Raw genomic sequence first — 13,853 nt, 5'->3', positions numbered from 1 at the left:
CGGGCCACTGGTAGGCAAGGTCCGAGATCCGCAGGACAAGCTTGGAGCTACTGCTCACCATTTCCGCAACTCCGGCATGTTTCAAGGAATGACGATAACGCTGCCGGCGCCGGCGACGGTCGTTGTCACCGCATTACCGAGTCCGACGAGGGCATTCGTGATGGACGAGCCGCCGGACGAGCCTGTCGACAGGCCACCATTTGACATGATCTGCCGTCCCATCAACTGTACCACTTCGGGAGAATCCGCGAACTTCGTATGGTTGATGCTGCTGGTATCGCTCACCTCGCTGAGGTCAATCACGGTCACACCAAGCTTTGCGAGTTTCTCCGCATCCTCATCACCGACTCGATTTACGCCTCCAGCGATCAAACGGGAGGCTGCAAGTGCCTTGTCATCCGCCGAGATCAACAAATAGAACTTTCGCTCGTCAGGCTCGAAGACCGAAATCTGGTCGACGAAGACATCAACGTCGATATCGGCAGATGCAAGGATCACGTTGTTCAACGTTCCGGACGTATTGAACTTGTTTATCAGTTTGGCTTGTTTCAGGGCCTCCACGGTCAAAAGGTTCCCCATGGAGTGGGCAACGATGTTGTACGCCCGCGCCTCCGTCCGCAGGATGATCTTGTCGGCTTCAAGCAATTCGTCGCGAGCCGACAGGGCGCTGTTCAAGTCATAGACATAGTCGAGGAGCTTTCCATGTGACGCCCAGGAAAAGAGCACGGGAACACCCTTGAAGCCGGTATCTTCCACCAGTTGCCCCATGCGCAAGACAGCGGAGGTGAAGTCCGTGTTGAAGCCGTGCACGAATACCAGGATCGAGCGCTCTGACGGTGGACGGGCGCGCAGTGCACTGTTCACAGCTGAGACGAAGTCGGAGTCCCGCGCGTAAGTCTGCGGCTCGACGATCGTGAAGTTGCGCTCTGGGTCAGGCGGCAGGCGCTTCGGGCGTTCGATCTGGCCCGGCGCGTGGTTCGGAGGGATCGTTACCGTCACCCTTGATTTCGAAAGACCGCCTCCCCGCACACCGGAATACATGATCGCACTATCCGACGCAGGTGCCCGCGTGGTGAGGACATAGATATCGTGAGACCGGACCGCGCTGGTTGCTTCCGGACGCTCGGCGTCGCCAATGCCGATGATTGCGTTGGGTGGTCCGCCGCAACTCGCAAGGAAGACGAGTGTCAGGAGAGCACTGATAAGCCGGGGGAAGAAGAGCTTCAACGGTATGTCAGCCTTTTCAAAAAATACAGCCACGAAGATCAGGCTAGCGTGAGGCTACAACGAATCCTTGGACAGGGCGAGTAACGTAGGCGCCCCTTTCGAGGCGCCCTGCATGTCTTATCAGGAGAAGTGTCAGAATCTGAACTTCACCCCCAGGAAGGCGCCCGAAAGGTTCAGGTCGTCGAAGGGGCCGAAGTCGTCAAACTCCCAGTCGAGGTACCGATAACCAAGGACGACATCGACCTTTTCGAACCGGTAGTTGATCGCCGCGGCGGCCTGCCAGGTCAGATCGCTCTCACCGGTTCCGACATCGCCATAGTAGGAAAGATACCAGTTCTCGTTGATGTCCGATTGACCTCGGAAACCCACGACCCCATCGATATTGGTGCCGGAGTCTTTTTCGCTCACGTCCAGACCAAGGGCCTTGAGTTCGATCGTGGACTCGAGCCAGAGGTAACGGAGCCCGCCGGTGAGATCGAGTTGGGTTCCCGGCCCATCGTAAACCCGATACCCTACACCGGCGGTACTGATGAAGCCGCGAAGGTCTACCTTTCCGTCGATGTCCACATCAAAGCCCAGCACGTCTACAGTCGTGCTTCCTGTGTCTTCCACGTCGAGATAGATGAAGTCGCCGAAGACCGTCCAACGGTTCTTCTGCGCTGCAACTGTTCCCATGAGGCCGAAATTCAGATCCTCGATGATCTTGTCGATCCCCATGTCGATATCGGCGCCGGTGGTCGTATCGCCGCCAAGGGAAGCGCCCCAGAAATAGAGCTCGGCGCCCCATTGCCAGCTGTCCGATATCGCGTCCTGCGCCGAAGCGCTCACCGGCGCAGCCATTAACGCGATGGCTGCAAGTGCCGAGGTTCGACGCGAAGTGTTGAAACTCATGATCCGTTCCTTTCGAATTGTCTCGTCGGTCTGTCGGGTCCCGGCATGTGGCAAACGTCACGCGGCACTTGCAGCCAGCGACAGGATTTGGTGGGCGGGCGACGGACAAGGATCTGTCGGCTTGTCGCCCGCCAGAGGCTTAGTTCAGCGTGTTCTTGTAGATCACGCCGTCCTTCATGATGATCTTGATGTTGTCCCGGTCGGTAACCGCATCGAGGCTCTCCAGCGGGTTGCCTTCGACCAGCAGCAGATCCGCCAGCGCATCCTGTTCGACCCGGCCGATAACGCCGGGATACGGATTGCGCGGCCCGGACAGTTGCAGCAGTTCCGTCGCATTGCCGGTGGACATCTTCAGGATCTCATACGGTGTGAACCAGTCCAGAAGGCGCTCCATTTGCTCAACTTCTTCACTGACGCCAATTCCCTTCCCCGGGCTGATGAAGATGTCGGTTCCGTGCACGACCTTCAGGTCGGGCAACGACTTGATCGCCTCGTAGACCTTGCCGGTTCCCTCGCAGACAATTGCCTGCTTGGCGTTCTGCTCCGGGGTCAGCCCGGGTTCATTGCACAATGTGAATGGCTGGATGCTGAGCCAGACCCCTTCGTCCGACATGCGTTGAAGCGTGGCTGCGTCGAGAAGTTGGCCATGCTCAATCGACTTGACCCCGCCGTCGATGGCTTGGTTGACGGCGCGGGTGTTGTATCCATGCACGGTAATGTAGGTGCCCCAGTTCTCTGCGGCCGCCACCGCCGCTTGGATTTCCTCCAAAGTGAACTGCGTCGTGTCGAGCGGATCGTTGATGCCGCTGACCGAGCCGCTGACCGCGAGTTTGACCTGCGAGGCGCCAAGGCGAAGCTGCTCACGCGTTGCGGCGAGCATGAGCGGCACACCGTCGACGACCAATCCCGCGCCCTTCTGGCCGGGAACTGTCATCGTTCCGGTTATGGTCGGGTTGGGTTCGACGGGCAGACGGAAATCGGCGTGCCCGCTGGTCTGCGAAATCATGGCACCGGAGGGATAGACCCGCGGGCCGGGGACCGTGCCTTCATCGATCGCCCGCTTCAGGTCAAACACGTCTCCAGCCATATCACGAACAGTCGTAACCCCGTTCATCAGCGTTTGTTCTGCGATCACAACACCTTGGATCATCCCGTAGCCCGATCGCTGGAACAGAACTTCCGGAAAAGTGATGCCGGAAAACATAAGATGCGTGTGCGAGTCGATCAGTCCGGGCATCAGCGTGTGGCCCTCACCATCGATCACCATGCCGCCGGCAACCGAAAGCTCTTCGGACGATATCTGAGTGATCACGTTGTCGGTGACGACGACGTTGACGTCCTCGATGAGGGCTTCGTTGACGCCATCGAAAACGTCTACGTTGGTGAACAGGATCGGTCCGTCAGACGTGCCTTCCTGTGCCTGGGCTGCGCCGGAAAAGATTGCCGCTACGGTAACCAGGGATGCTGTTCCGTTCCAGAATTTCATTTCTTTCTTGCTCCTATGCTTGATGAACGGGTTTGATTGATTTCTTCCGCCGGGAGGGCTTCGAGGGGATCTTGAGCGACAATCGTATTGCGGGCCGTGGGAACGGGCCCTTCGGCAACGAGGGTATCCGCGTCCAGCCGCCAAAGGCTCTGCATGCGCACCATTCCGTCGAGAAGATGGATGGTCTCGTCGCTCGCCTCGGCGCGGAGCGTTCCGGTCACGCTGACGGGCAGATAGATTGAACCCGTGCCTCTTTCGGGCTCGAAGTACAGCCGTACCAGTTCGTTGGGCGGCGGCGCGGGGATATGGCTGCACATCCCGACCACCGGCACGAGATAACCGATCCCCCTGCCGTCCGGGCCAGTTCCGGCCGGGATCAGGTACCCTTCGAGGCGCACTGCGGCACCTTCGAGCAACGGGTTCGTGGCGATCTGCGCCTCCCGACGTTTTTGGGCGACGGTCCAACGCTGCGCCAGAAGCGCCGCGATATCGAAGCCAGAAACGGCGAGCGCCGCTTCGGCGTCCGAGCGGCGCACTTCGAGGCGCTGCCTGTCCTCCGGGGACAACTCCGCCTCCGCAAGCCGCGCGCCGAGCCGGACGACAGTCCTGAGGTCGTTCAGCCGCTCCGGCCCCATCTCCAGATAGGGATCGACGAAGGCGCGGGCCGCGGGGTCCGCCAGATCGTTGAAGTCAACCGTGGCCGGCTCCGCTGCAAACCCGGCCGTCCCCGCGGAGAGGGCCATGGCGATCGCGAGGATCATGCGCATCCCTTGTCCGCCCCCGCGGCGGCTCAATTGCCGCCCTCGGGCGGCAGGCCGGGGGCGATGTCGGGCATACCGGTGGAAAACTCGAGATTCCACGCCTCCTCGCTTACAGGCTCGAAGCGCGGCGCGGCCTCGGGCTCGAAGCGTATCGGCTGGCCCGGAAAGACGCTGAGCAACTCGTCGTCCCGCACTGCGACGGTACCGTTGACGACAACCGCCTTGAACCCGGTGGACGGCACCAGCCCTTCGGCATAGGTCGAGTTATCCGTCACCGTTTCTGGGTCGAACACGACGATATCGGCGACCATCCCTTCCTGCAGCCGACCACGTTCCTGCATGGCCTTTAGCCCGGTGTCGCCCAGGTGTTTGGCGGCGTTGTAGCTGAGGATCGACATGATCTGCATCAGCGGAATGTCGTTCTCTCGGGCGAGCCGGATCGCCTTGGCACGTGCGCCCGAGGTGCGCGGATGAGTGTTGCCGATCTGATCGGACGGCGTATCCCATGCGCCAAAGAGCGGTGTCGCTGCCATCGCGTCACTTGCCATTGTCGTGCCACGCAGCGTCAGCCAGCGCACCGAGTCCTCCTCGGGCATCTTGAAGAGGATGATCTCGCGGGTCGGATCATCTTTCAGCGCCTCCTCGAAAGATGCCGTCGTGTAGAAGTCACCGGTGATGGGGTCCTGCACCGTGTCCTCGTATCTATGGCCAAGCCTGTCCACCCAGTTTTCAGGCTGCATGAAGACCGCATTCACCGTGGTCGCCCCAGCCGAGTAGGGATAGACCTCGCCCCAGACGTTGTGACCCTGTTCGGAAAGACGTGTCAGCAATTCATGCGTCAAACGGTAGCCGGGATTGTTGAAGTGCAGGATCGAAACCGGCGCGTCTAGCGCGAGACCGTTGGCCAAAGCCTCCTGCGCGCCCACATTCTCGTTGGTTGCATTGTCCGGGGTGAAGCGCGTGTGGACGCCGGTGTGCCGGCCGTAGCGGGCGGCGACCTTCTGAACCTCGAACATCTCGCGCGAGGTAACACTGTTGCGCATGTAGCCCAGCGTGCTGCCGATCCCGACCGCGCCGTCCTGCAAGCCCTTGTCGAGGATGCGCAGAATCTCGTTGCCAGTGTCATAATCTGCCTTGGTCTGGCTCCAGCCCGATTGCTTGCGGGTTTCCAGAACAGCAATCGGGCCGCGCAGCAGGTTGTCCCCGCTGGCCCCGTCGATGGCGATAGAACGCGCGATCTCGTGGCTCGCCGCGCATCCGTAGTTGGCCTGCGTAACGCCTTCGCGCGCGGCATACCATTCCGGGATGAGGTTTGCAGCGCAGCCCATCTCCAGGTCCATGCTGCTGGTCAGCCCGTCATGCAGCCCGAACCTGTAGCCGATCGGTGCCTGCCAGTGGAAATGAGTATCGATGAAGCCGGGCGCGACGACGTGGCCCGTGGCGTTGATCTCGTCCGCACCGGTCAGCGCGTCCTTCGAGATCTCGACAATCCGGCCGTCCGTGATCCCGACATTGGCGATGTCGTCGTAGAGCGTCTCCGGGTCCATGACCCGTCCGCCGGTGATGACGAGATCGTAGTCCTGTGCAATGGCCATTGAAGAAACGGACAAAGCAAAAAGAGTTGCAAGCGCGGTTGCTGAGCTTTGTTTAACCAAGATCTTTTCTCCCTGTCGAAAAACGCGAGATCCCTGGCCAAGCCAATGCTCGACCAGGGAGAAGGTGTTTCAGCCAACTTTTTCAGTTTGCGAGCGCATTCCGGATGGCAACTCCCGCTGGAATGTTCTGCACGACCGAGTCGTCCACCACGACCTGACCATTCACGACGACATAGGGAATGCCGGTCGAGGGCAGAGAGTTCTCGCCGATCTTGGGGGTCGAGTTATCGGTCACCGTCTCGGGATCGAAGATCGTGATGTCGGCGGCCGAGCCCTCCTGAACGCGCCCGCGGATCTTCATTTGGGGCACATGGTCTTCAAGGAACAAGGCCGGCTCGTAGCTCATCTTGGAGATGGCATCCATCAACGAGACCGTCCCTTCCTCACGCACCATGCGCAGGATCTTCGCGTGGGTTCCTGCGCCGCGGGCGTGTCCGTTCGCCTTGCCGTAGGGCGTGTCGAACGTTGCGGTAAAGCCAAGCTTGTTCCCGTCATCGTCAGTGATAATCCACGGCATCCCGTCCGATCCGACGATCACGCCCGGCCGGGCGAAGGCTTCGTCGATGTATTCCTGCTTCATGGTGTACATCAGCAGATCGGTTCCGGGCGCCTCCTTGCGCAGACGATCGAATTCCTCGTTCGTCAGCGGCTCGCCTGTCGCCGCAAGCTTGTAGTCCGAAGCCTGAATGCCCATCCGCGCTTCGAAACCCGGCGCATTGTAATCGGCATCCACATAGGTGCCGGCATATTGATAGGGGTAGAACTCGCCAACCACCTTCTGGCCGTTGGCCCGGGCCGAGTCGATCAGGTCCAGGCATTGTTTCGTCAACCCGAGACAGTTGCTGGGGATGTGGTGCATCAGCATGGCCACATCGTTTTCGCGGGCAATGGTCAGCATCTCCGTGATGCCCATGAAGCCGCTGGGCGGGATTTGGGCCAGATACCGGACATGCGTGGTGATTGGCACATCGTATTTGGCAGCCAAGCTGGTAACGCCCATGAGTTCCGGGCTGCCAACAACGGTGTAGTACCCGATGGGATAGGCAATTCCGATCCCACCTTGCTTCAGCTCCGTTTCGATCGCCTCGATGATTGCGCCCTCATCAAGCGGATCGAAGGTCTTCGTCTTGAACTTCGCGCCGTCCTGCATGGCTGCCCCGAGGGCCGGGCTGTAGAGAACACGTCCGTCCGGTTCCTGCCCGTCGAGCACCGCCACACGCGCGCCGACATGCGCAACGTTGGTCCCGTAGTTCACGAAGGACTTGCCGTCCCAATATTCATAGAAGTTCTTGACCGGGAACGCGCCCACCTCGAGGTCCAGCGGAGTGGTCACGCCGTCCCGTACATAGAGCTTGTGCCCGAACTCCGACTGCGCGTGGCTGTGGTAGTCGATGAACCCGGGCGCGACCACGTGGCCGGTGGCGTCGATCACCCGCGCGCCTGCGATTTCCTGGTCGGTGATCTCGGTGATGAAGCCATTGTTGATGCCAACATTGGCAACGGCATCGAAGCCGGTTTCGGGGTCCATCACTCGACCGCCGGCGATGACAAGGTCAAAGGATTGCGCACGGGCCCCAGTGGGCAGGGCAAGGGATGCGAGAAGCAGGAGAGCGGTGGAATTCTTGCTCATACTGAAAAGTCTCCACTAACAGGTAATTTGGGATCGCCGGAGGTGTCTCCGCCGGTCTATTTCGGGAAAAGGAAAGTCACGTTGAAACGCGCACCCCAATCGGGACCGTTCTCGTTTCCACCGACATCGAGATAGCGCCGGCCTGCGAGCTGGAAGCTGATTGGTTGCTTGCCAAAGGTTACGAGCTTGCTGACGCCGGCATTGACCGGAACACTCCATTCCTCGGCGTTCCATTCGTAAGTGGATTCCGTGTTCAACGAGAAGGTCCACGCATCCGGCGTCGTATATGTCAGGAAGGGCTGCACGAAGGTCGTGTTGTACTGCTCGCGATCATCCGGTTCGTTGATGCCCCAGATATGATTGATCAGCCCGCCGAACGTCCAACCGTTAACCTGCCGAAGCGCAACGGCGGTCGGACCAAGGCCGAACTGCTTGCTGGAAAGCGCTTCATCGGTTGCCGTTGGCAGCAGGGCGATCGGACCGAAGCCAAGGATCCACCCGCCAACAGGCTGCTTGGGGGAGAAGAAAAACGACTGCTCGATGTCTCCCAGCCCCGAAATATCGTCGAGCCCGGGCGCTGGAGCCTCGATGTCGACGAGGGGAATGATTGTCCGCGAAATGAGGTTCCAGTTCTCTCCGATATCGAATGGAAAGACGGGCTGGATCAGCAGCGTCTTGCGCGACGTGTCGTTCGGGCCGATGCCGTCGTCGTAATTGAACTGGAACGGGACGCTGATCAGGCTCGCCACCGGGTTCGAAAGCTGCTTGGCAAGATCGGCATCCGCAAATGCAACGGTTGATGTCATTGCAAATGCGCACGACAGCGAAGCCAGCGATGAAAGTTTCGACTGCCTGTGGGTTGCTCTCTTCATAATGTTCCCCGCGGTACAAATCCCTTGATCGCCGACCATTCGGGGCTCTGTGCGCAACCCATTCAAACTATTGAATTTCGTGACACATCAGCGACGCCCTGTTGTCGACGCTTCCAAGGTTTAAGCAACCGTCAGAAAACGGGAAGAAATTACACTATCCGAATCTTCCGTCTTTTCTCTGCATCGCGGTTCGATGCATGCCAAACCATTGTCGTGGATGGTCAGATTGGGGGGATGTGCACTCCAAAGCGTCCAGCTTCGGGCTGGGATGAGAAGTGCCTACGAACGGCTCCAGTCTGGAGAACTGAGTGTGACCGAAGGTGTTTCTCCGAAGAGGTTTCTGTACTCGGTTGAAAACCGACCCAAGTGAGTCAGTCCAAGCGAGAGGGCGACTTCCTTGACTTTGGTTTCGTCGGGTCGGGACGTCGCAAGCGCCGTTCGGGCCTGCATCAGACGTCGTTTCTTGAAATAATTAAGCGGCGAGGTCCCGTAGACCGAATTGAAGGCTTCGTAGAAAACCGTGCGTCCCACGCCTGTGGCCCTGCACAGATCTGCCAGTGACAGCGGCGCTCCCTCAGCCTCCATGAAGTGCTCCTCGGCGGTTCTCACAATCCGTTCATAGCTCTTTGCGAGCGGAACCCGCATACTCGTAAGAGGTGTGCCAGCCAGGTAAGCTTCCAACATGACGTCATACAGGCATTCGGCGATGGCGGCCTGTCGGTTGTGGTGGCAGCCCGAACCGGCCGACAGCTCCGCAAGGCAGGCGCCCAGGATACGCCGCATTCGGATCATCGACAAAGGCGGCAGGTACAAGGCGCCATCGTGGAGATGGATTTCGCCAGGCTCCACGCCCTCAAGCGCGGCCAGCGACCTGACAAATCGGTCTCTGCTCAGCCCGATAGTGAAGTAGTCGCGCCCGGCGCCCCGCGTCGAATATCCGTCCGGACCGGAAGCGATGTACAGGGTCGAAGCCGAAGCGGAAATGCCGTTGCAAAGATATTCGCCACGCCAGGCGACCGGCACCACGAAAGCAAGCAGGTTCGGGTCGGGAACAACATGGCCGACGCTGAGAGGGTCGACACGATTCCTGATGAGCCAGGTCTCCTGTGCGCGGCCGACAACTGCGTCAATCTTGTAAGGGCCAATCCCAAGCTGAGTCTGGTGGGCTTCCAATACCGGAGACGCCTTGGCAAGAGGTTCGAAGACCCGCGCCTGAATAACCTGTGAGGTTCTATCCGTTCGAGAATCTATCACATTCATTCCGAGAACCTCCCTTCTCAGTGCGCCCCCTTCGCGCCAATTGGGGCACGGCCTTCCTCATAGCTCAAGTAGCCCGTAGTGTCGCATCTTCCATGTCGGATCAGAATAACCGATCGAAGAGCGTCCTACGATGGGCTTCATCGAGCTGCTGAAACCGAGGGCGGCAGTGCCAAAGGCCCACGACCGTGCTTCTTACTAACCAAGCCTGAATAGGCCATCCGCCCTTTTTCGGCAGATAAACCGACACCGACGACCTTCACCAACTCCGCAGCCGCTTTCTTCAGCGGTATCCGATCGTCACAAAAGAACCATCCCGAACTTCGACTTCCCTGAATGAGCCAGCGCTTTCCCCGGGACCGATCAGCTCGACCTCTGAGCCGCCGACGTAGTCAATCTCCACCCCCTCGGCGAGCAGTTTCAGGCCCCTCGCCAACTCACCTGGGAAAATCTTCACGCCTGGTGCATTCGCAACGTCCCAGATCTTCGGGCCGTAGCGCGCCGGATCCGCGGAATCCGCGGCCTGCATCGCAAGGATCATCAGAGCCGTCGCATCATAGACTTCGGCCACGTAAGGAAGCGTTCCATCAACTTCGTCGCCGGCTCGTTCCGCCAGCATGGCCAAGCCCTGGCTCTCGTTGCCTGCGACCTGCCCGAAGGACCCCTCGAGTCCGGGCCCGACGCTCTCGACAAGGCTCTGCCCCACCATGGTACTCGGCAGGCCGAACGTGTCGAATGCTCCAAGGTCCAATGCCGTTCGCACGATGCCAAGACCGCCCTGATCAATATAGCCTGCGACGACCAGAACCTCGCCGCCCGCAGCGGCAAGTACCGCGACATCTGCCGAGTAGTCCGCCTTGCCATCTTCATGGGCCGCGTTGATCGTGACCTCGCCACCCGAAGCCTCAAAGGCGCTCACGATCGCATCCGACATCCCGACGCCGTAATCGTTATTGGCATAGGTAAGCGCAATCGAGCGAATGCCGCGATCGATGAGTACATCGGCCATGACCTGGCCCTCGCGATCATCCGGCGCCACAGTCCTGAAAAAAAGTCCCTTGTCTTCCATCACGCTCAAATTGGGCGAACTCGCACCGGGAGAGATCATGACCATTCCATTTGGAATGGCGACGTTTTTCAGGACAGCCGCTGTCGCACCAGAGCAGGCGCCGCCAATCAAGCCCGCCACGCCAGCCGCGAGAAGGCGCTCGGCGCTCGCAACTGCAAGGGCATTGTCCGTGCAGGCGGTGTCGGCAAGATACGACGTAACGCTTGCTCCACCCAGAAACACGCCGCTCTCAGTTGCCTCCTGGGTGACCAATTTCACCACAGTTCCCATCGGAGCTGCCAGAGACTCGATAGGCCCGGTGAACCCGAGCAGAACGCCGATACCTATCTCTTCACCCTGTTGCGCAACGCCTGCTGTCGCCGCCACGACACCAAAGGTCGCCGCCATTCTTGAGATCGACTTGGGTTCGAGCATTTGGCCTCCACAACACGTTTGGTTCAATTGATCGTAAAAGTAATCGACAATCGTCAAGACCAGACCGGACGTAACTCACGATTTCTTCGCAATACTGGACGGCTCGGCCAACGCAGCCGATGGTCGTTTCGGGCGCGGCCCTCCACCCCGATTGTGTTCCCTCCGGTTCTCAAACGTAAACGACATTCTTCAGGGTGCCGCTGATACTCGGCACCCGCGAAACCTGATATTCGAGGTATTCATCGTGAGAGGCAGCTCCCGGTCGCTAACGTCACCTGCCCTGACTTTGTGGAGGTCGTTATCGTCGCATAGGTGACGTGTCAGCCCGATGAAGATGACGGCCTCCCTCCGGCCAGCCGTGCAAATAAGTTGATAGGCGCCTCAAACGTCGCTGATGTGTAACGGATCGGCTCGGTGGAGCAAGATATCCGGGCGTATCCGTACGAAGGCGGTTGGCATGCTCGGGGAATGTTCTTGAGATGTCCGATCGTGATGACGGCGTTAGCTGGCTCGAGACGAAACTCGGAAGGAGACAGATGATTGGCATCGAGAATAACGTCGAAATCTGAGGGACTCATGTCGTTGGAATGCAAATCTATCAGGTCACATTGTTCCGAGATGATCTGATCTTTCCATATCGTCTTTCTTCGACTCCGCATCCGCAATCTCCTGCGGAGTCGTCTATCCCCCGCCAGCCCCTATAGCGTGTCAATCGACACAAATCGGCCATGAGGCCGACCCAGGAACTGGCGGGGGATGGAACATACGTTCTGCGTATGGCGTGCAAACATGAGAGCCAAGCACCTGAGCCCATTGGTGCAGCGGGCGGCGTCCATTTACCCGCATTAGCTCCGCCATCCTAACCCCTTCGGGTCAAACGCGGTTAAGCATTGCTAGCACCAGCCATCCGCTATGCGCCTACGGATCGCTGGCAGGAGGTTGAGTCTCCTCAGAGCCTCCATCTCTTTTCAAGTTATTGCGCAAAAGCGCCAGGGCTTGACCCTGTCGGCTCCGACAGCCTCATAGCGCCGGTCATGTTCCCGGAATCACCGTTGGTCTTTTGGGTCGGTATACAAATGCTCTTGGGCGCGGGCACGATAGAAAAATTACAACACATCCGAAGATCAGTCACAACTGACATTCCAGTATTTTAAACCTGAATTCATAGGCTTATGGATATCCCGCCGAAAATCCAAGCGCAGTCCGAAGTCGACGGAAGGGACCACTCTGAGGCGCTGTGAGAGCGCCCCTGGTGGGCGGATCGGTCGTTGACGCAAATAACATGCCCTCCGCTGGAACGTCGCCCTACGCGTCTCTCACACGCTCTGGCGTGCTATCCGCGGGTCCGTCGGCGGCGGCGCTGTCCTCCAGCCGCTTCAACATTCTCGCGACGCTCGTCGCCGTCCACTCGTTGTTCCTCGCGGTACGAAGACCGCGCCGATTGGCTTCCTCGGCGACAGCCGCCGGCGTCGGCGTCTCGCCCGCTGCATTCATCTCGTCGCGGACGGCGGCAAGTTCACGCCCTCGGGCATCGGCGGCCGCACTGCGCGCCTTACGGGAGGCGATCACCGCCCGGCGGGTCTGGTCGCGTTTATCGTCCTCGGCCAGGCGGCTCTTGCGCGGAGCGTACGACCACTTCCCCCGGTCGGGGCTTTTCAGGAATGCCAGCATCTCGTGATGATCGATGTTTTCGAGCAGGCATCCCTGCCGAACACAGAGAAGGTGTTGACGGTAAGGCTGGAGCCCGCCGAGCACGTCGTGCCTCTGCTCAATTGTGTGAGCGCGAAACAAGCGATTGAGATCATCAATGACGACTGCCCGGCTGCCGGCCGCACGATACAGTTCCAGAACGCGAGCAAGCTCGGGAAATGAAGACCACCCCCGGATCGATCGGCTATGGTCGGTGGTCAATCGTGAGATCACGATGTCATGCCTATCGGCAAACGCCTTGAGGTTCAGGATCTGTTGCCGGGCCGGTGCGTGCTTGTAGAGACTGCCTTTCGGCTTCGCGCCATGGGTGAGGATGACGTGGCCTTGGATACGCTTGCGCTCTGTGTCGTCGCTCATAGAGACGAACTATGTTGTTACAACATCAATGGCAAGCCCCTCAGGGAACCCAACCCCGCCGGTCCGAGCATTGCCTGCAGATCCGTCCCGCCAGTACCCTCGGTGGTGCTCGAACGGTGAAGAAATCCAGCTCACCTCACGCAACCCACGGAAAAAAATGGGAAACAGCCCGACGGTTCGACCCACGTCTGCTATAATGTGTTCAGCATCAGAACTGAGCGAGCACTGCATGAAATACACCGACAAGACCGTCCGCGACGCCTGCGAGGCGTGGCTCAAGACCGCCCGTCGCAACGGGCTCGAAGCCGCCACCCTGAAGGCATATCGCAGCCATGCGCACATCCATATTGAACCGAGAATGGGTGATCGTTTTCTCACCGATCTCTCGCGCTCCGATATCCGCGATTTCATGGACGAACTGCTGGATGACGGCGTTTCCCGGGCCCTCACCCGCAAGGTCATGGTCAGTCTCCGCTCCATCCTCTCCGAGGCGGTCGAGCGCGAATGGATGGCGGCCAATGTCG

11 protein-coding genes are annotated in these 13,853 nt (G+C 59.5%); 1 reads left to right on the top strand and 10 read right to left on the bottom strand.

Features of this window, described 5'->3' with window-relative positions:
• Positions 1–81: 81 nt before the first annotated feature.
• The 10 genes from AX756_RS22240 to AX756_RS22195 all read right to left on the bottom strand — a co-directional run bounded on the left by AX756_RS22240 (position 82) and on the right by AX756_RS22195 (position 13,329).
• On the bottom strand, positions 82–1,260 hold the full coding sequence (locus tag AX756_RS22240) for an alpha/beta hydrolase (protein WP_156461624.1): 1,179 nt from the start codon (positions 1,258–1,260) through the stop codon (positions 82–84).
• A 99-nt stretch (positions 1,261–1,359) separates the two neighbouring features.
• On the bottom strand, positions 1,360–2,118 hold the full coding sequence (locus AX756_RS22235) for a porin family protein (protein WP_156461623.1): 759 nt from the start codon (positions 2,116–2,118) through the stop codon (positions 1,360–1,362).
• Between the two features lie 139 nt (positions 2,119–2,257).
• A complete protein-coding gene (locus tag AX756_RS22230; RefSeq protein ID WP_068317321.1) occupies positions 2,258–3,604 on the bottom strand; it encodes a metal-dependent hydrolase family protein in 1,347 nt (448 codons plus the stop codon).
• A complete protein-coding gene (locus AX756_RS22225; protein ID WP_163886947.1) occupies positions 3,601–4,365 on the bottom strand; it encodes a DUF3299 domain-containing protein in 765 nt (254 codons plus the stop codon). The genes AX756_RS22230 and AX756_RS22225 overlap by 4 nt, the downstream gene beginning before the upstream one ends.
• A gap of 29 nt (positions 4,366–4,394) precedes the next feature.
• Entirely contained in the window at positions 4,395–5,960 is a 1,566-nt protein-coding gene (locus tag AX756_RS22220; RefSeq protein WP_156461622.1) for an amidohydrolase family protein, read from the bottom strand.
• 142 nt (positions 5,961–6,102) lie between these two features.
• A complete protein-coding gene (locus AX756_RS22215; protein WP_068317311.1) occupies positions 6,103–7,650 on the bottom strand; it encodes an amidohydrolase family protein in 1,548 nt (515 codons plus the stop codon).
• Between the two features lie 56 nt (positions 7,651–7,706).
• A complete protein-coding gene (locus AX756_RS22210) occupies positions 7,707–8,561 on the bottom strand; it encodes a transporter family protein (protein WP_231701140.1) in 855 nt (284 codons plus the stop codon).
• A gap of 240 nt (positions 8,562–8,801) precedes the next feature.
• Complete coding sequence (locus tag AX756_RS22205; RefSeq protein WP_068317304.1) at positions 8,802–9,782, bottom strand: helix-turn-helix domain-containing protein; 981 nt, start codon at positions 9,780–9,782, stop codon at positions 8,802–8,804.
• A gap of 280 nt (positions 9,783–10,062) precedes the next feature.
• Positions 10,063–11,262: an ABC transporter substrate-binding protein gene (locus AX756_RS22200; RefSeq protein ID WP_438938420.1), complete on the bottom strand. Its 1,200-nt coding sequence runs from the start codon at positions 11,260–11,262 to the stop codon at positions 10,063–10,065.
• Positions 11,263–12,567: 1,305 nt separating this feature from the next.
• Entirely contained in the window at positions 12,568–13,329 is a 762-nt protein-coding gene (locus AX756_RS22195) for a recombinase family protein (protein ID WP_068317301.1), read from the bottom strand.
• A gap of 229 nt (positions 13,330–13,558) precedes the next feature.
• Here AX756_RS22195 and AX756_RS22190 point away from each other — a divergent pair.
• The coding region (locus AX756_RS22190) for a tyrosine-type recombinase/integrase (protein ID WP_499698280.1) at positions 13,559–13,853 on the top strand (295 nt) is incomplete at its 3' end.

The sequence above is a fragment of the Aliiruegeria sabulilitoris genome (assembly GCF_001558155.1).
GTDB classification, from domain to species: domain Bacteria; phylum Pseudomonadota; class Alphaproteobacteria; order Rhodobacterales; family Rhodobacteraceae; genus Tropicimonas; species Tropicimonas sabulilitoris.
This window is presented reverse-complemented; position numbering and strand designations above follow the sequence as displayed.